The organism is Geodermatophilus sp. URMC 63, assembly GCF_053502565.1.
Genome location: NZ_CP199956.1, coordinates 436522 through 455621, shown reverse-complemented (window position 1 = coordinate 455621; position 19100 = coordinate 436522). Strand labels below are relative to the sequence as shown.

Below are 19100 nucleotides of genomic sequence, written 5' to 3'. Positions count from 1 at the left end.
CCCGCTGCAGAGCCCGGCGCGAGCGGTGGGTGGCAGGGCGGCCTGCGTGCAGGGGCCCGCCGCGAGCGTGCGAGCGGTGGGGGGCAGGGAGGTCCTTCTCCTAAGCTGGCCGGTCGTGACCCGTCGGATCGCCGTCCTCGCCGTCGGTGTGGTGCTGCTGCTGGTGGCCGGCGTCCTCGGCGCCGCCCTGCCGGTGCCCTACGTCGCCCAGGTGCCCGGACCGACGTTCAACACCCTCGGGGACATCGACGGCGACCCGGTCATCTCCGTGCGCGGGCGCGAGCGCAACGACACCAGCGGCAACCTCAACCTGACCACCGTCGGCGTCGGTCGCGCGGGGCTGAGCCTGGTCGAGGCGGTCCGCGGCTGGTTCGACGACGAGGTCAGCGTCGTCCCCGAGGAGTCGGTGTACCCGCCCGACCAGACCCAGGAGGAGATCGAGCAGGCCAACCGCCAGGCGTTCCTCACCTCCGAGGAGTCGGCCGAGGCCGCCGCGCTGGGGGAGCTGGGCTACCCGGAGAAGATCGTCGTCCGCGGGGTCTCCGGCGAGGACTCGCCCTCGGACGGCGTGCTCGAGGAGGGCGACGCCATCGAGTCGGTCGCCGGCCGGCCGACGCCGGACAACGCCACCCTGACCGCCGTGCTCACCGCCATCCCGGGCGGCACCCCCGTCGAGGTGGCCTACACCCGGCTCGGCGAGCCCGCGACGGCGACGGTGACCACCGCCCAGGCCCCCGACCGCGACGGCTCGGTGCTGGGCGTGACGGTCGTCGAGCAGCCCTCGGCGCCCTTCGACGTCGACATCGACGTGGCCGACGTCGGCGGCCCCTCGGCGGGCCTGATGCTCACCCTCGGCATCCTCGACCTGGTGGGCGACACCGACCTGACCGAGGGCGCGGTGGTCGCCGGCAGCGGCACCATCGACGCCGACGGCACGGTGGGCCCGATCGGCGGCATCCAGCTCAAGATGGTCGCGGCGGCCGGGATCGGCGCCGAGCTGTTCCTCGTGCCGGCCGACAACTGCGCCGACGCCCTCGCCGCGCCCCAGCCCGGGCTGACCCTCGCCCGCGTCAGCACCCTCGACGACGCCCTCACCGCCCTGGGCGACCTCCGCGAGGGGCGCACGCCCCCCGGCTGCTGAGACCGCGGGCCCGCGGCGTCCGGCCGCCGCCCGGCCCGCGACGGCACCCCCGACGGCACCCGCGACGACGGCCGCCCGACGTGCACCCGGCGGCTTGGGGGAAGCTGTCGGCCGGCAGGGGACTCCCGGGGAACCCGGTGCCGCGCCGGACGTTGGTCGGGGCGACACCGCCGGAGCCGGGCCGGACCGGAGCCCGTGCCGACCGGACGTCCGACACCGCACGACCGCTCAGCGAGACCGCACCGCCAGGACCGCGGTCGCCCCACCGCGGCGGTGCACCCCGGTGCACCGCCGCACCCGTCACTGAAGGAGACCGCTCGTGGCCATGCGGCCCCCCGTGTCCGTGCCGACCCTGTCGCGGCGCGCGAAGGTGGTCATCGGGTCCATCGCCGTGCTGCTCGTGCTGTTCACGGCCATCGGGACGTTGACCAACGTCTACGTCGACTACCTCTGGTTCGACGAGACCGGGTACACCGAGGTCTTCTGGACCGAGCTCCAGACCCGCGCCCTGCTGTTCGCGGTGGCCGGCGTCGCCACCGGTGGACTCACCGCGCTGGCGATCCACCTCGCCTACCGGTTCCGCCCCGCGTTCCGGCCGATGTCGCTGGAGCAGCAGAACCTCGAGCGCTACCGCCAGTCGCTCGAGCCCCGGCGCACCCTGGTGCTCACCGCCGTCGCCGTCGTCGTCGGTCTGTTCGCCGGCTTCACCGCGCAGGGCAGCTGGGAGACCTGGCTGACCTTCCGCAACGCGCGGCCCTTCGGCCAGACCGACCCGCAGTTCGGCCTGGACCTGTCGTTCTTCGTCTTCGAGTACCCCTTCTACCGGCTGCTGATCAGCTTCGGCTTCGCCATCGTGCTGCTGGCGCTGATCGGCTCGCTGCTCACCCACTACGTGTTCGGGGGCCTGCGGCTGCAGACGCCGGGGCAGAAGCTCACCGGCGCGGCCATGGTGCAGCTCTCGGTGCTGCTGGGCCTGTTCGTGGCGCTCAAGGCGATCGCCTACTGGTTCGACCGCTACAGCCTGGTCTACTCCGACCGGGGGGAGCTGTTCAGCGGCGCCAGCTACACCGACGTCAACGCGCTGCTGCCGGCCAAGACGATCCTCGTGTTCGCGGCGGCCTTCTGCGCGGTGGCCTTCTTCGCCAACGTCGTCGTCCGGAACTTCCGGCTGCCCGCCGCGGCCCTGGTGCTGCTGCTGCTGTCCAGCCTGGTGATCGGCGTGGCCTACCCCGCGATCGTGCAGCAGTTCGTCGTCCGGCCCAGCGCCGACCAGCGCGAGGCCGCCTACATCGAGCGGGCGATCGCCTCGACCCGCGCGGCCTACGGGCTCTCGGACGTCGACTACGTCGACTTCGCCCAGCAGACCACCGGGGACGACGTCGACACCGCCGCCGCGCTGGCCCAGCTGCGGGCCGACGACGCCACGATCCCCAACGCGCGGCTGCTCGACCCCAACGTGCTCTCCGGCACGTTCACCGCGCGCCAGCAGATCCGCAACGTCTACGGCTTCCCCCAGAAGCTCGACATCGACCGCTACACGATCAACGGGCAGACCCGCGACTACGTCGTCGCCGTCCGCGAGCTCGACAGCGGCAGCCTGTCGGAGAACCAGGACACCTGGATCAACCGGCACACGGTCTACACGCACGGCAACGGCTTCGTGGCCGCGCCGGCCAACCAGGTGGTCACCGGCCAGGAGGGCGGCGAGCCGAACTTCACCAGCCGCGACCTGCCCACCGTCGGGGACATCCCGGTCGAGCAGGGCCGCATCTACTACGGCGAGCTCATCGACGACTACTCCGTCGTCGGCGCCCCCGAGGGTGCCGCGCCGCGGGAGTTCGACCGGCCCGAGGACGGCTCGGACGGCCAGGTGAACAACACCTACGACGGCGCGGGCGGCGTCGCGATCGGCAGCTTCTTCCGGCAGCTGACGTTCGCGATCTACTACCGGGAGCGCAACTTCCTGCTCTCCGGCGCGGTCAACGACGCCTCGAAGGTGCTCTACGTCCGTGACCCGCGCGAGCGGGTGGAGAAGGCCGCGCCCTTCCTGGAGGTCGACGGCGACCCGTACCCGGCGGTGATCGACGGCCGGGTCACCTGGATCCTCGACGGCTACACGACGTCGGACGCCTACCCGTACTCCGAGCGCATGGAGCTCGGTGAGGCCGCCTCCGACGCGCTCACCGGCACCGGGACCACCGCGCTCCCCAACGAGCAGTTCAACTACATCCGCAACTCGGTCAAGGCCACCGTCGACGCCCAGAGCGGCGAGGTGACGCTGTACGAGTGGGACGAGGAGGACCCGGTGCTCAAGGCCTACCGGGCGGCCTTCCCCGGCGTCATCGAGCCGCGCGGGTCCATGAGCGACGAGCTGGTCAGCCACGTCCGGTACCCGGAGGACCTGTTCAAGCTGCAGCGCGACGTCCTGACCCGCTACCACGTGAGCAACCCGACGGACTTCTACAACCAGAACGACCGGTGGGCGGTGCCGGCCGACCCGACCGTGGACACCGAGGAGGCGCAGCCGCCGTACTACATCCTGGCCGCCCGCCCGAACGAGCCGAACGCCACCTTCCAGATCACGAGCGCGCTGAACGCCTTCCGCCGGCAGAACCTGTCGGCGTTCATCTCGGCGTCCAGCGACCCGAGCACCTACGGCCAGATCCAGGTGCTGCGGCTGCCGGGCAACACGCCCTTCCGCGGACCGCAGCAGGTGCAGCAGTCGTTCAACACCGACGACGAGGTCGCGCAGGACCTGACGCTGTTCAACAGCCGCAACTCCCAGGCGGTGTTCGGCAACCTGCTGACCCTGCCCATCGGCGGCAACGGGCTGCTCTACGTCCAACCGCTGTACGTGGAGGGGACGGGGGAGAACTCCTTCCCGCTGCTGCGCAAGGTGCTGGTCAACTACGGGGGGAGCGTCGGCTACGCCGACACCCTGTCCGACGCGCTCGACCAGGTGTTCGGCCCCGGTGCGGGGGACACGGCCGTCGACAGCGGGGACGCCGGCAGCACGCCGGACACCCAGGAGCCGACGACCCCGACGACGCCGCCCGCCGAGCCGACGACCCCGGCCGAACCGACGACGCCACCGGCGGACAGCGGGACACCGGCGCCGGGGCTCGACGCCGCGGTGGCCGAGCTCGACGCGGCGCTGCAGGCGCTCTCCGACGCGCAGCGCAGCGGCGACTTCGCGGCCCAGGGAGAGGCGCTGACCCGGCTGCAGGCCGCCGTCGAGGCCTACCGGGCCGCGCAGGCGGCGCAGCCGACGGGCTGAGCCCGGCCCCTGCCGGGTCCCGCCGCCGGCGAGCGGTGGGGCCCGGCAGGGAGGCGCTCGGTTGGTGTATGGTGGTCCCACCGACGCGGGGTGGAGCAGCTCGGTAGCTCGCTGGGCTCATAACCCAGAGGTCGCAGGTTCGAATCCTGCCCCCGCTACTCACCAGGGTCCGGAAATCGGTTCCTGACAGCGAAGGCCGGCGCAATCGCGCCGGCCTTCGCTGCGTTGCGGGCCGGTTTCCGGACGGATTTCCGGACTCTCCCGATCGGCTGGACCACCCCTGCCTACGCAGGCCGACGCTGCCCAGCCCTGCCCACCCACCGCTGACCACGCTCTCCACGGCCCCGCCTGCCCACCCGGGGTGGGCATCCCTGCGCAGCCCAGGGCACCGGGTGGTCCACCCCTTCTCCAGCTCGATTGCCGACCGCGCCCGCCTGCTGACGGTCCGCTCGGCCGGCGATGCCCATGCGCCGGTGGGAGGACCACCAGCGATGACCGCCGACGACCAGCGCTACACGCTGCGCGAGGCCGCCGACCTGATCAACGAGTCCGTCGACACGCTGCGCCGCTGGGTCGAGGACGGGAGGCTGCCCGGCGCGGGCAAGGACCCCGGCGACCCGACCGGCACCATCTACATCCCGGCCTCGGCGCTGTTCGCCGCCGGGCTCCTCACCGCCGAGCAGGTCGCCGACGGGGAGCCGGAGGCGGTGATCGCCCGCCGCCGCGCCGAGCGTGAGCGCGACGCCGACCACGACGAGCTTCTCACCCTGCGCGCGGAGGAGGCCGCGCTGCACCGGGAGATCGAGCTGCTCCGCGAGGACGTCGCTCACCTGCGCAAGGTCAACGCCGGCCTGGTGGCCTCTCTGGGCAACGGGCGGGCCGCCTGATGGGCCGCCCCCGCAAGGGCGTCGTCCAGCGCCCGGACGGCCAGTGGACCGTCAGCCTGCCGATCGCGGTGGGGAGCAAGCAGACGCGCCAGTTCACCGACCCCCACGAGACCGCGGTCCGCCGCTGGTACGCCGACGGCGAGTGGGCACTGGCCGCCGGACACCCGCTGCCCGACCCGGCCGGCTACCGCACCAGCCGACCCCCGCCGGCGCTGACCGCCCTCGCCCTCGGCGACCGGACCCCGGCGCACTGGTGGGCCGGACCGACCGCCGCCTACGGGCACCGGTTCGACGAGGTCGCCGAGGCGTTCCTGGTGCACCACCACGACCGGCAGCGCTCCGGGCAGCCCGAGCGGCGCGCGGCGGTCGTCGCGGTGATCGACAACGACCTGAAGCCCTTCCTCGCCCGGCACCAGGTGTCGGTGATCGAGGCCCTCACCCACGAGCTCGTCGGCAAGCTCGCCGCCCACCTGGCCGCCCTGGACGCCGTCGACATACCTCAGCTGGAGCCGTGGCCGGAGCTGAACGGGCATACCGAGATCACCCTCACCGAGGCCGCCGCACTGCCGGGCACCTCCCGGTCGACCGTGAAGCGGTGGTACACCGGCGGACTGCTGCCCAGCTGGCACTGCGACCCGCTCGACGGCCAGGTCCGGATCCGGGTCGACGAGCTGCGGGCCGCCCACGGGCGGGCTCGGAGGGCCGTCGGGGCGCGCAAGGGCAACCAGGCCACCACCGCCCGCAACGAGCTCAACGTGCTGAAGATGATCCTCAACCTCGCCGAGGCCAACGGCATCGAGCTCACCGGCAAGCCGATGCAGGGCATCGCCGCGGTCCACCCGGAGGGTGCGCCGCCCCGGCGCAGCAAGAACCCGCACGCGCCGCTGGCGCTGTTCGGCCGCATCGCCGCCCACCTGCCGGTCGTCCACCAGCTGACCATGTGGCTGGAGCGGCTGCTCGGGGTGCGGATCAGCGAGGGCTTCGGCCCCCACGTGGGTGACGTCCTCGACTTCGGCCCGGACCTGGGTGGCGCCATCGTGCTCGACCGGCAGGGCGGCGAGCCGTTCCTCGTCCGCGTCGGCGGCCAGATCGTCGTCGCCGACGAGAAGGACCGGATGAAGAACGAGGTCTCCAACCGCGTCATCCGGCTGCCCCGCCAGGTCATGGACGTGATCCGGGCGGTGATCGAGGCGTTCCACACCGACCCGGTCACCGGCGAGGTCGACCTGGGGGCACGGTTGATCCCCGGCCTGCGCACCGCCGACCGTAGCGGCCAGTCCGCGCACCGCGCGGCCCTCAAGACCGCCATCGTCGCCGCGGAGATCGACACCGAGCTGTACGGCACCATCACGCCGCACGAGCTGCGCGCCTACCTCGCCACTGACCTCAAGGACGCCGGCGTCGACCCGGTGCTCGCCCGCCGCTACATCGGCCACGCCGCCGGCGAGGACGTGCACGCCACCGCCTACCTGCGGCGCCCGGCCCGAGCCGAGGAGGACCTGCGGGCCTGGCTGCCGGTCACCCACGCGATCGAGGCCCTCATCGACGACCAGCTCGGGGGCTGCCTGCTCGTGTCCACGGGCCGGCGGGAGACGTTCGGCCGCGGCAACCCGCTGCGCGACCGGCAGCGCTACATCTACGCCACCCTGGCGGCCCGCGGCTGGTTCGTCGAGCCCCGCACCGACAGCGGGCAGGCGCTGCTGACCACCGAGGAGGTCGCCCGTGCCCTGGACATCGGCGTCACCACCGCCCGCCGCCGGCTGGCCGAGGGCGTCATCCCCGGCGGTCGGCTGGTCCGCCGAGGACGCCGCGACGTGTGGATGTGCCCGGCCGCGGACGTCGAGATCTACCGGCAGTGGACGGCCGACAACCCCACCATCGAGGAGCTCGCCGGCGACCTCGAACTGAGCTACCACCAGCTCTACGCGCTGATGCGCGAGGTGCGCGTCACCGGCCTGCAGAAGGTGAGAGGCGGCGACATCCGGCTCACCCCCGGCGACGTCAGCCGTCTGCGCGACGAGCACCGGCGCCGCCGCCAGCTGCAGGCCCGGACGGTTCCGGTCGATGTCGCCGCCGCGCGGCTGGACGTGCCGCTGCTCGTCGTTGAGGACCTGGTGCAGAAGGGTCATCTCGAGGAGGTCGCGGGGTTGGCCGGGGGCCCGCGCGTGGTCTGCCGTCAGTCCCTGGCGCGGTACGCGGAGCGGCGAGGCGTCGTTCTCGGTGCATGAGCCACGGGCGGTGCGATGCTGTCGCGGTCACGACCCCGTTGATGCCCCTCCTCGACCGCGAACCGCGGCACGCCGACGCCACAGCTGGCGCGAGGAGGCGGACGACGCCCACCCGCGGGCCACGAGCAGCATCAGGCACGGCTCCGGGCCGGTGCCTGGCGAGCCCGGCTGTGGATCGAAGCGGAAGCTAGGCGTCGAGCGGCAGGGCGGTCAGTTCGACGCGCGACGTGACGCCGAGTTTCGCGAAGCAGCCGCGCAGGTGGAAGTCGACGGTCCGTGGGCTGATGAACAGCTGCGCGGCGACGTCCCGGTTGGACAGCCCCTGCCGGACCAGCGCGGCCACCTGGCGTTCCTGCGGGGTCAGGTCGGTGGCGGTGGACACGTCGCGGCGGCGGGCGGTCTCCCCGGAGGCTCGCAGCTCGGCGGCGGCGCGGTCGGCCCACGGAGTGGCGCCGAGGTCCTCGAACAGCGATAGCGCGGCGCGCAGGTGCTCGCGGGCGTCCATCCGGCGTCGGATGCGGCGCAGCAGCTCACCGAAGGCCAGCTCGGTGCGTGCCCGGTCGGGCCGGCGCGGGGAGTCGGCGTGCGCGGTCAGGGCGCGCCGGAAGTGCTCCTCGGCGTCGGGGCCCTCGGCCAGCAGGGCGCGGCCGTGCTCGACGACGGCAACCGCGGCCGGGGCGCCGGTGCCGGCGGCGAACGCCGCCAGCTCGCTCAGCCACGCGCGGGCGAGTTCGTCCCGACCGACCCGGACGGCGGTCTCCAGGCGGTCGAGCGCCGCCAGACTGCTCACCCCGGTCTCGGTGATCTGCTCCAGGTGGTGCAGGGCGGTCGCGGGCTGCCGGGCGGCGCGCAGGCCCCGCGCCCAGTGCAGCAGGTCGACCACGACGACGTCGGTGACCCCGCCGGAGTGCGCGGCCCGGATGCCGGCCGCCTCGTCGATGAGACGCTCGGCGTCGTCGTCGCCGCGGCGGGCCGCCAGCAGGGCGAGCTGCGCGGTCGGGAGCGCAATCATCCCGGGGTGGCCGGTGCTGGTCGCCAGCCGCACCGCCTCTGTCGCTGCGCTGGCCGCTTGCGCCCAGGCGCCCACGGCGAGCTGGATCTGCACGCCGCGCGTCAGTGCGTACTCGACGGTGGCGAGCGCTCCGGTGCGGCGGGCGATGGTCAGCAGCTGCTCGTGCAGCCGCAGTCCGCGCTCGTCGTCGCCGATGACCAGGGCGGCGATGCCGAGGTTGCGCTGCACGTGGTCGTCCCGGACGTCGGCGTCGGTCAGTGCGAAGGCGTCGCCGAAGGAGTCCGCCGCGGCTGTCCAGTCGCGGCGGGCCGCGGCCGTGAACCCGTGCAGCAGGGCCGCGGCGGCCCGCACCCGGGGCGGGGCGTCCGGTGCGGGGGCGGCCACCAGCCCGGCCGGGTCCACTGCGCGCGGGGAGCGGGCGCCGTACACGGCCAGGGCCGCGGCGATCACCGCCAGCTGCTGCGCCAGCGCCGGGTCGACGTCGCCGGCGACCCGCGCGGCCTGCGCCACGAGGTCGTAGCCGTCGTTCAGCGACCCGGTCGTCCAGGCGATCTGCCCCTGGAGCGCCAGCAACTGGGCGTGCAGCAGCGGCTCGGTCACCTCGGCCGCGGCGGCGGCCGCGAGCGCCGCCGCCCGGGACGGGTGCGCGCCCAGCCACGCTGCAGCCGCGGCCCGGTACAACCGGCGGCCGTGGGCCGGCCCGGCGGCGGTCAGTTCGGCGGCGCGGGCCCAGGCGGCGCCGGCGGCCTCGTGGCCACCGCGACCGGTGGCACGTACGGCGACGTCGTCCAGCGCGGCCACGACCTGCTCGTCGGGACGGCCAGCGGCCGCGGCCAGGTGCCACGCCCGCCGGTCCGGGTCGGCGGCCAGCACCTCGGCCAGCGCCCGGTGGGCGGCCCGCCGTTGCGTGCTGCTCGCCGCCCGGTAGACCGCGGAGCGCACCAGCGGGTGGAACAGGGTGACCGCGTCCCCGTCCGGCCGGAGCAGCCCGGCGCGCTCGGCCTCGTCGAAGGCGTCGTCGCCGACCTCAAGGTGGTCCGCGGCGTCCCGGACCACGGTCAGCCGACCGGTGTCGTCGGCCGCGGCGAGCAGCAGCAGCCGCTGCGCCGGCCCGCCGAGTCGCCGGTAGCGGTCGAGGAACCCGCGTTCGACTCCGCCGGTGAGTGGCAGCTCCGCTGGCAGTGGCAGCCGGCCGGCCAGCTGGTCGCCGGTGAGGGCGTCGGCGAGCTCGACGAGCGCGAGCGGATTGCCGGCGGTGGCGGCGACCAGGTAGTCGCGGACCGCCGGGTCCACCGTGTGGCCGGCGCGGGCGGCCAACAGCGCGGCGGCGTCCTCACCGGTCACGCCGGCGAGGGCGAGGTTGGGCAGGTCGGGCGCGTCGAAGGCGTGCGCCTCGCCGTCGCGGGCGGCGAACAGCAGGACGACCCGTTCGGCCTGCAGCCGGCGGGCGCAGAACAGCAGCGCCGCGGCGGAGGCGTCGTCGAGCCAGTGCGCGTCGTCGACGACGGCGAGCACGGGGGCGTCGTCGGCGGCGTCGGCGAGCAGGCTGAGCGTGCCGAGGAAGGTCAGGAACCGGTCGCCGTTGCCCTCGGCCTCGCCGAGCGCCGCCCGCAGCGCCGCCTGTTGCGGCGCCGGGAGCGCGCCGATCTTCCCGCGCAGCGGCCACAGCAGCCGCTGCAGCGCGGCGAAGGCCAGCGGCGACTCCGACTCCACACCCGACGTGCGCAGCACGCGCAGCCCCGACGGTGCAGACCCCGCCGCTGCGGCGACGGTGTCGGCGAGCAGGGCCGACTTGCCCGACCCGGCCACGCCGCGCACGACGAGGGTGCCCCCGGTTCCGGCGCGGGCGGCATCGAGCAGCGCGGCGATCTCGGCGCGCTCGGCGTCCCGCCCGGCCAGCACGGCCCGGACGGTACCGATCTCACGAGCCGGGCTCCGGGGATTCGACCCCGCGGTGAGCCCGACGCATCGCGTGGTGAGCACGGGCCCTGGTGCGCCGGGTCTGCTCACCGACCGTCGCACCACCCCAGCTGTCCCTGGAGCGCTCGTGTTCTCCGGCACGCCGCGCACCCTCATCGGCTCACCGCGGCGATCGCCGACCTCGACGGCGTCGCGTCGATCACCGTCGACCCGGTCAGCGGCACCGTCACGGTCACCGCCTCCCGGCCGGTCGACCGCGCGGACATCGCCGCGGCCGTCGAGAAGGCCGGCTACACCTTCCGCCCTGAGCATCGCCGTCGAGGGCGCGGGCCGGGGCGCTCAGGGGCCGCCACGGGCTGCCACGGGCTGCCGAACCCGGTGAGATCACCGGTCCGAGTCCTGCGCATGGCGGCGATCCTCGATCCATCCCAGGCCGACCCCTACCGCCCAGCAGGAGACCCGATGACCGGCATCCCGACCACCCCCACCCGCCGCAGCCTGCGTGGCCCGCTGGCCTGGGGCGTCGTCGTCGGTGTCATCCAGGCCGCCTCCCCGTTCGCCTTCTTCTGGATCGCCCCCGCGACCGTCTACGCCCTCGGGCTCACCCTGATCGCCGCGGTCTACGTCGGCTTCGCCGTCGCCGACGGACGCCGGCATGTCCTGGCCGTCGAGACGGTCGTCGCTGCAGCATTCGTGGTCGTCGCCACGGCCGCGGTGCCTGGATCGGCCTGGCTGATCGTCGCCGGGCTGGCCGGCCACGGCGTGAAGGACACGTGGCAGCACCGCACCGGTTTCGTGGCCGGCACCCGCTGGTGGCCGCCGTTCTGCGCCGCCGTCGACTTCGTTGCCGCCGGCCTCGTCGCCGTCGCGGTCGCGGTCGGCGTCCTCCCCTCCTCTTGAGCTCCTGGCGAAACCACCGGGTCGAGCCGCGCCATCGCCGTCGACGCTCGACGCCAGCCGTCAACCCCAGCCGACCAGGAGGGCCGCATGATGCCCACCACCGCACCCACCGCCGCGGCGGCCGTTTCCACCGTCGGCGCGAACCCCGCGGCGGCTGTCTGCCGTGGTCAGCGCTTCGACAGCGCCGCGACAGCGGGCTCCAGCAGCGTCCTCGACGCCGCACCACCGGTCGTCGACAGCGTTCGAGCCGGTCCCTCGCCGCGAAGGAGCCGTCATGTACAACACCACGTACGACCGGTCCTGCTCCAGTCCGACGCCCGTCCGGCCCGGCGGCAAAGCCGCCGTCGCAGACCTCGGGACCCTCGACTGGGTCGAGCGCACCGGTGGCCAGCTGTCTGGCGCCGAGCGCCGTGCGCTGCTGGTTCCGGTGGCCCGGACCCACGCCGCCAACGCGGCCGGTCGCCTGTCGATGCTGGTCCGGCTGAACTCCGGCCGCCGCGCCCGGGTCGCACCCTCACTGCTGGTTCCGCCGAGCTCGGCGCTCACCCGGGCCGCCGTCGAGCAGGCGCGGCACCGACTCAGTCCCGCCCTGCTCAACCACTCCTACCGGACCTTCGCGTTCGGTGCCGCCCTCGGCGCGCTGGAGGGGCTCACCGTCGACGCGGAGCTGCTGTTCGCCGCAGCGCTGCTGCACGACACCGGCCTGCCCACCAGCGACCAGGACGTCGACTTCACCCGCAACAGCGCCCGCATCGCGCGGGATGTCGCCGAGGAGGTCGGCCTGCCCGCGGCCGCCACCGAGACGATGCGCACCGCGATCACGTTGCACCTCAGTCCGGGCGTCCCGCCGGCGCGTGGCCCCGAGGCCTACCTGCTGGCCGCCGGCGCGGGTCTCGACGTCGTCGGCCTGCGCTCCTGGCAGCTGCCCCCGGACCTGCTCGCCGCAGTGGTGGACCAGCATCCCCGGCTCGGGTTCAAGGGCGAGTTCACCACCGCGTGCCGCACCGAGGCCGCCCGGGTGCCTCGCGGGCGGGTGCAGTTCCTGCGCCGCTACGGCGCCTTCGACCTCGCGATCAGGCTCGCGCCCTTCCGTGGCTGACCTGCCGCTCCGCCGCGATCGCGTCAGCCGCCCACGGCCGGGGAGTACCGCCGGTCCCACCGTGCGTGCGATCCCGGCGGATCCACCGGGGTGACCGCCCGGGGTCGCCGACAGGTTCGACACCTGCACCACCCACATACCTCGCTGAAGAGGAACCCTCATGGCCACCGCCACCCAGGCGACCCCACGACCCCCGGCCCCCGCCGGCGGGCCGGCCGCCACCGACCCGCGGCCGTGCACCGGCCCCATCCGCCGGGTCATTGCCGGATCGCTGCTCACCGGGACGGTGCTGGCCGCCGTCCTTCCCCTGCTCGTGTTCGGCGGCCGCTCCGAGGCCGTGATCACCGGGTCGGCGCTGCTCGGCTCCGCGGTCGGCTGGGTGATGCTGGCGGTGCTGTCGGCCCGCATGACGTCCCAGCCCCAGCGGTGGGCTTGGATCCCGGCCGCCGCGTTCGGGGCCACCGGGCTGGCGCTGCTGGTGACGACTCCGGATGACGCGGCGCTGACCGCCGCCAGTTGGGTGGCCGCCGCTGCTGGTGGCGCTCGCCGTGTGGATGGGGATCCGGGTGCGCCGCTCCCTCGCCGCCGGCAGCGGCCGGTGGCTGCTCCACCCGGTCGTGGTCGTGATGGCCGTGGCAGCCGTCGGCGGCGCCGTCGAGACCGTCGGCTTGGCCTCCGATCAGCGCACCTACGCGATGCCCGGCCGTCTCTACGACGTCGGCGGCCACCGGCTGCACCTGGACTGCACCGGCTCCGGCAGTCCGACCGTGGTGCTGATCAGCGGGTTGGGTGGGTTCTCCGCGGGCTGGGCCCGGATCGCGCCGCCCGTCGCCGGCAGCACCCGCGTCTGCGCCTACGACCGCGCCGGGCAGGGATGGAGCGAGGACGCCTCCGCACCGCAGGACGGGGGTGCCGCCGCCAGCGATCTGCACACCCTGCTGGGTCGCGCCGGCGAGGACGGCCCGTACGTGCTGGTCGGGCACTCCATCGGGGGCGACTACGCGATGGTCTACGCCACCCGCTACCCCGAGCAGGTCGCCGGGATGGTCCTGCTCGACGCCACCAGCCCCTACCGGACCGCCACGGGCACCACCCACGCCGGCCCGCCCGGCCCGGTCGCCCTGGTGCCCAGCCTCGCCCGCCTCGGCGTCGGCCGCCTGCTCCCGAAATCCTTCTGGTCCGCGCTGCCCGAGCCGGCGGCGAGCCAGTACGCGGCGTTCGCCGGCAGCCCCCGCCGCTGGGGGAACACCGTGGACGAAGCCGCCACCATGCCGGCGCTGTTCAACCAGGCCCAGGAGCTCATCACTCTCGGCAACACGCCGCCGGTGGTGCTCACCGCTGCCGGACACGACGCCGATCCGGACTGGGCGGACGCGCAGGACCGGATGGCCGCGCTGTCGACGAACAGCAGTCACCGCCAGGCGGACGCCGCGCACGCCGGCCTGCTGGACGAGGCATCCGGCGCCCAGCAGTCGGCGCAGGCCATCGACGACGTCGTCCGGGCCGCCCGCACCGGCACGACGCTCCCGCCGAACTGACCGACCGCCATCCGCCGCCCCGGAGGAGCAGTGATGATCGAGATCCGCGACCTCACCAAGAGCTACGGCCGGACCACCGCCGTGGACCACCTGACCGTGTCCGTGCACCCGGGCCGCGTCACCGGCTTCCTCGGCCCCAACGGGGCCGGCAAGTCCACCACGATGCGCACCGTCCTCGGGCTGGACCGGCCCACCGCCGGGGAGGTGCTGGTCGCCGGCCGGCGCTACGCCGAGCACCCCGCACCGCTGCGGGAGGTCGGGGCGCTGCTGGACGCCCGCGCCGCCCATCCCGGCCGCAGCGCCGTCGCCCATCTCCGGGCGTTGGCCGCCACCCACGGCCTGCCCCGCGGCAGGGTGGAGGAGGTGCTGGACCTGGTCGGGCTGACCGAGGTGGCCGGCCGGCGGGTCGGCGGGTTCTCCCTCGGCATGGCGCAGCGCCTCGGCATCGCCGCCGCACTGCTCGGCGACCCGGCCGTGATCCTGCTCGACGAGCCGGTCAACGGCCTGGACCCCGACGGCGTCCGGTGGATCCGGCAGCTGCTGCGGGACCTCGCCGGCGAAGGGCGGACCGTGTTCGTCTCCTCGCACCTGATGAGCGAGATGGAGCAGACCGCCGACCAGCTGGTCATCCTCGGCCGCGGCCGGCTGCTCGCCGACGTGTCGATGCAGGAGATGACCGCGTCGGCCTCTGGGCAGGTCCACGTGCGCAGCCCGCACGCCGCCGAGCTGGCCCGGCTGCTGACCGCGGGCGGGGCGTTCGTGCGCCCCGACGGCCCCGACATCCTGTCGGTCACCGGCACCACGAGCACGCACATCGCGGAGACCGCCCTGGCGGCGGGGCTGCTGCTGACCGAGCTCACCCCGCGGCACGCCTCCCTCGAGGAGGCCTACCTCGCGATGACCGAGCACGACACCTAGTACCGGGCGGCCGCCGACGACCGCCCCGACCTCCGGAGCGCAGCATGACCACCATTGCGAGGACCTCCCCGGCGTCCTCCCCCGTGCGGGCGCGCGACGGCGTCCGCGTCACCGGCCGCCGCGTCCTGGCCGCCGAGTGGATCAAGGCCCGCAGCGCGCGCTCGACCTGGTGGCTGCTGGCCGCCGCCGTCGCGAGCCTCACCGTGGCCGGCGTGTCACCTGCGCTGACGTTCGCCCTGGCCGGCGACCGCTCCGGCGGCGCGACCGCGGATGCCACCGGCGGCGCGCTCAGCGGCGTCAGCTTCACCCAGCTGCTCATCGCCGCCCTCGGCGTCGTGCTGGTCAGCAGCGAGTACGGCAGCGACCTGATCCGGTCGACGTTCACCGCCGTGCCGTCCCGGTTGCCGGTGCTGGCCGGCAAGGCCGCCGTGGCCGCGGTCGCGACGTTCGCCGCGACGCTCGCCGCCGTGCTCGCGGCCTTCATCGCCGCGAAGGCGGTGCTCGCCGGCGTGGACGTGTCCATCTCCTTGTCCGAGCCCGGTGTACCGCGCGCGATCGTCGGGTCGGCGCTGGTGCTCGCCGTCTCGGCCGTGCTCGGCACGGCGTTCGGGTGGCTGGTGCGCAGCACCGCCGGGGCGCTGGCGGCGGTGTTCGGGTTCCTGTTCGTGCTGCCGCTGGTGGGGTTGCTCGCTCCCTCGATCACGCCGTACGTGCCCAGCAATGCCGGCATGGCGATCCTCCAGACCGGCCCCGCGACCGGTCCTGTGTCGCCGTGGCTGGGATGGGGACTGTTCACCACCTACACCGCGGCCGTGCTCGTCGCCGCGGCGGTGTTGCTGCGCCGGCGCGATGCGTAGCGCCCACCGCGCGACCAGGCGGTTCCCTCCGGGGGTCGAGCCGTCCGGCCGACGGAGGGAACTGCCCGTCGTCGGAGCCGGTTCAGCGCCGCGCGGGCACGCCGTCGGCGTCGTCGTCGAGGACGGTGTCGGGCTCGGCCCGGCCGGCTCGGTATGCCGCGTCGAACCCGCTGTCGCCCAGGGCCGCGCGGGCGTCCTTCTCGGCCCGGCCGGCGTCGGCCCGCTCGAGCCGGCCGGCGGGCCGGTGCCGACGCTGCCGCCAGGCCGCGGCCGCGCCGAGCAGCCGGGCCGCTGCCTCGGCGTCGTTGCGCGCGGCGGCCACGCAGGCGAGCCCGTCCAGCGCGGCGGCGTACCCGGGTGCGGTCTGCCACGCCCGGCGGTGGGAGAACTCGGCGCTGGGGAGATCACCGTCGGCCTCGGCGACGTGGCCGAGGCCGACCAGGGCGGCGGCGGTCCACTCCGGCTCGGTCAACCCGGCCAGCAGCTGCTGCGCGAAGGTCAGCCGCTCCCAGGCGGCGGCAGCGTCGCCGCGCTCGCGGGCCAGCAGTCCCTCGCCGACCGCGGCCCGCGGGTTGCCCGCGGCGCCGAGCTGGCGGGCGACTTCGTGGGACTCGGCGAACAGCTGCCCGGCCCGGTCGGCGTCGCCGAGCAGCAGGGTGACGTGCCCGGCGCCGGCGAGGGCGTACTGGACGGTGTTGGCCGGCCCGACGTCGCGGACGCTGGCGAGTGCCCCGTCGTACATCTCCAGGGCCTGCTCGAGGCGGCCGGCGCGGTACAGGGCCATGCCGAGGTGGAACTGGATGGCCGACACACCCCACTGGTCGCCCAGCACCCGGAACGCCAGCAGCGCCCGGGAACCGACCGCGGTGGCCGCGTCCAGGTCGCCGGTGCCGGCGTGCAGCTCCAGCCGGACGAAGTCGGCGAGCGCCGCGCACCAGGCGTCGCCGTCCCGGGTGAACTCCCGCTCGGCCGCGGCCAGGACGCTCAAGGCCTCGGCCGGATCGTCGCTGCCGATGGCCTCGACGGCGAGCAGCGTGTCCGACAGCGCGGCGCGGAACGCGTCGCCGAGCTCGACGAACAGTCCCCGGCTCTGCCCGGCGGCGGCGGCGCACGCGGCGTCGGGGTGCACGATGCACGCCCCGGGGCGGGCGGCGACGGCCAGCGCCTGCAGCGCCCGCGCCCGCGCCTCCGGTGTGCCGCCGGGTGCGGCGGCGAGCACGGCGGCGACCCGCCGGCCGCCGTCCGGACGCGTGGCGAAGTACCAGTACCAGCCCAGCGGCGCGACCAGCCGCAGTCCGGCGTCCGGCTCGGTGTCCGCGTGCGCGGTGCACCAGGCCAGCGCGGCGTCGATGTCGTTCCGCTCGAGCGCGAGCCGCGGCAGCCACCGGGCCTGCCCGTCGCCGCGCAGCTCCGTCTCGGCCCGCTCGGCCAGGTCGGTGAGGTAGGCGACGTGCGCCCGGGCCAGCCGGTCGGTCTCGCCTGCTTCGGCCAGGCGCTCGGCGGCGTACTCCCGGATGGTCTCCAGCAGGTGGTAGCGGGCGCCGGTGCGGTCGACCACGACCAGCGACCGGTCGACCAGCCGGCCGAGCAGGTCCACGACGGCCGCCGGCGTCAACGGCTCGCCGCCGGCGACGGCCTGCACGGCGTCGAGCGTCCAGCTGCCCCGGAACACCGACAGCCGCTGCAGCAGCACCTGCTCGGGCTCGGTGAGCAGCTGGTAGCTCCAGTCGACGGTGGCGCGCAGCGTGCGCTGCCGGACCTCCGCGGTACGCGGGCCGGTGGTCAGCAGGGCGAAGCGGTCGCCCATCCGCCGGGCGAGCTCGTCGAGCGGCAGGGCCGCGACGCGGGCGGCGGCGAGCTCGATGGCCAGGGGCATGCCGTCGAGGTGCCGGCAGATGCCGGCGACCGCGGAGGAGTTCTCCTCGTCGAGCTCGAAGCCCGGCAGGACGCCGCTCGCCCGGTCGAGGAACAGCCGGACGGAGGCGCTGCCGGCCAGCTCCGCCCCGTCGGCCGTCGGGGGTGGGACGGGCAGCGGGTCGACCGCGCACTGCACCTCGCCGCGGGCGGCGAGCGGCTCGCGGCTGGTGGCCAGCAGCCGCACGCGCGGGCAGGACTCGAGCAGCTGCTCGGCGAGCAGCGCGCAGGCGTCGACGAGGTGCTCGCAGTTGTCCAGCACGAGCAGGACGGCGCGGTCCCGCAGGTGGCCGAGCAGCTGGTCCTCCGCGGTCGCCGTGGCCACGTCCCGGATGTCCAGGGCGGCCAGCACCGCCCGCGGGACCTGGACGGGATCGGCGACGCCGCCGAGCCGCACGAACCCGATCCCGTCACGGAAGCGGCCCGCGGCGGCCCGTGCCGCCTCCAGCGCGAGGCTGGTCTTACCGACGCCGCCCGGGCCGGTGACGGTGACCAGCCGCGCGCTGCCCAGCAGCTCGCCGACCCGGTGCAGGTCGGCGTCCCGCCCGAGGAACGACGTCAGCCGGGGCGGCAGCCGCCGCCCCGGTGGCGCCGGGGAGCGCGTCGACGGCGGGGGCCCGAGCGGCGTCGCAGTGACCCGGGCGGGGGGCAGCAGGTCGGGGTCCTGGCGCAGGATCGCCTCCTGCAGACCGCGCAACTCCGCGCCGGGGTGAAGGCCGAGTTCCGCGTCGAGCACCGCGCGGACGCGGCGGTAGGCCGCCAGCGCGTCGGCCTGCCGGCCGGCGCGGTAGAGCGCCAGCACCAGGCGGGCGTGCAGCGGCTCGTGGAGCGGATGGACGGCGGTGAGTGCCTGGAGCTCGCCGAGCACCTCGGTGTGCCGGCCGGCGGCCAGCTCCACGTCGACGAGCTCCACCCGGGCCGCCAGCTGCAGCCGGGTCAGCCGGGCCGCCTCCGGCCCGGCCCATCTCGTCTCCGCGAACTCCGCCAGCGGGGCCCCCCGCCACAGCGCCAGCGCCTCCCGGTAGCGCCTGGCGGCCGCGTCCGGATCGCTGCTGGCGACCGCGCGGGCTGCGGCGACCAGATCGGTGAAGCGCAGTGCGTCCACGGACAGCGGGTCGACGTCGAGCAGGTACCCGGGCGGGCGGGTGAGGAGCGAGTTCCCGAGGCCGACGGCGGTCAGGGCGCGGCGCAGCTTGGACACCCGCACCTGCAACGCGTTGCCCGGATTCGCCGGCAGCTGCTCGCCCCACAGCGCGTCGACCAGGGACGGCACGGGGACCACGCGGCCGGCGGCGAGGGCCAGCAACGCGAGCAACTCCCGCTCCCCGGCTGCAGGCGGGGGGCGGGCGTGCCCGTCGACGAGGACCTCGACCGGCCCGAGGACGCGGATCTGCATGGACCGCCCTCCC

General features: G+C 75.2%; 11 protein-coding genes, 1 tRNA gene and 1 pseudogene. 11 read left to right on the top strand and 2 right to left on the bottom strand.

What is annotated here, in order from left to right; translation table 11 throughout:
• Nucleotides 1-115 precede the first annotated feature (115 nt).
• From ACWIZO_RS02190 to ACWIZO_RS02170, 5 genes are all read left to right on the top strand, one after another.
• Nucleotides 116-1141 (top strand): YlbL family protein, encoded by a 1026-nt coding sequence (locus tag ACWIZO_RS02190; protein ID WP_448640915.1) that lies wholly within the window; start codon nt 116-118, stop codon nt 1139-1141.
• Nucleotides 1142-1478: 337 nt separating this feature from the next.
• Nucleotides 1479-4418: a UPF0182 family membrane protein gene (locus tag ACWIZO_RS02185; protein ID WP_448640914.1), complete on the top strand. Its 2940-nt coding sequence runs from the start codon at nt 1479-1481 to the stop codon at nt 4416-4418.
• An 84-nt stretch (nt 4419-4502) separates the two neighbouring features.
• Nucleotides 4503-4576: transfer RNA gene (locus ACWIZO_RS02180), tRNA-Met, on the top strand.
• A 333-nt stretch (nt 4577-4909) separates the two neighbouring features.
• Nucleotides 4910-5305: a helix-turn-helix domain-containing protein gene (locus tag ACWIZO_RS02175; RefSeq protein ID WP_448640913.1), complete on the top strand. Its 396-nt coding sequence runs from the start codon at nt 4910-4912 to the stop codon at nt 5303-5305.
• On the top strand, nt 5305-7533 hold the full coding sequence (locus tag ACWIZO_RS02170) for a hypothetical protein (RefSeq protein WP_448640912.1): 2229 nt from the start codon (nt 5305-5307) through the stop codon (nt 7531-7533). The genes ACWIZO_RS02175 and ACWIZO_RS02170 overlap by 1 nt, the downstream gene beginning before the upstream one ends.
• A 187-nt stretch (nt 7534-7720) precedes the next feature.
• Here ACWIZO_RS02170 and ACWIZO_RS02165 read toward each other — a convergent pair whose 3' ends face one another.
• Nucleotides 7721-10447 (bottom strand): helix-turn-helix transcriptional regulator, encoded by a 2727-nt coding sequence (locus ACWIZO_RS02165; RefSeq protein ID WP_448640911.1) that lies wholly within the window; start codon nt 10445-10447, stop codon nt 7721-7723.
• Between ACWIZO_RS02165 and ACWIZO_RS02160 the strand changes: the two are divergent.
• The 6 genes and pseudogenes from ACWIZO_RS02160 to ACWIZO_RS02135 form a co-directional block, all read left to right on the top strand.
• Nucleotides 10397-10702, top strand: a pseudogene (locus ACWIZO_RS02160) (hypothetical protein); the annotation flags it as partial. The gene ACWIZO_RS02165 and the pseudogene ACWIZO_RS02160 sit on opposite strands and share 51 nt — an antisense overlap.
• Before the next feature lie 225 nt (nt 10703-10927).
• Nucleotides 10928-11365 (top strand): hypothetical protein, encoded by a 438-nt coding sequence (locus ACWIZO_RS02155; RefSeq protein ID WP_448643020.1) that lies wholly within the window; start codon nt 10928-10930, stop codon nt 11363-11365.
• A gap of 274 nt (nt 11366-11639) precedes the next feature.
• Complete coding sequence (locus ACWIZO_RS02150) at nt 11640-12464, top strand: HD domain-containing protein (protein WP_448640910.1); 825 nt, start codon at nt 11640-11642, stop codon at nt 12462-12464.
• Between the two features lie 536 nt (nt 12465-13000).
• Nucleotides 13001-14002: an alpha/beta fold hydrolase gene (locus tag ACWIZO_RS02145; RefSeq protein ID WP_448640909.1), complete on the top strand. Its 1002-nt coding sequence runs from the start codon at nt 13001-13003 to the stop codon at nt 14000-14002.
• A gap of 33 nt (nt 14003-14035) precedes the next feature.
• Nucleotides 14036-14920 (top strand): ABC transporter ATP-binding protein, encoded by an 885-nt coding sequence (locus ACWIZO_RS02140; RefSeq protein WP_448640908.1) that lies wholly within the window; start codon nt 14036-14038, stop codon nt 14918-14920.
• Between the two features lie 44 nt (nt 14921-14964).
• On the top strand, nt 14965-15777 hold the full coding sequence (locus ACWIZO_RS02135; RefSeq protein ID WP_448640907.1) for a hypothetical protein: 813 nt from the start codon (nt 14965-14967) through the stop codon (nt 15775-15777).
• Nucleotides 15778-15859: 82 nt separating this feature from the next.
• Here the strand turns inward: ACWIZO_RS02135 and ACWIZO_RS02130 are convergent, their stop codons facing one another.
• Nucleotides 15860-19087: an AfsR/SARP family transcriptional regulator gene (locus ACWIZO_RS02130; RefSeq protein ID WP_448640906.1), complete on the bottom strand. Its 3228-nt coding sequence runs from the start codon at nt 19085-19087 to the stop codon at nt 15860-15862.
• Nucleotides 19088-19100: the final 13 nt, after the last annotated feature.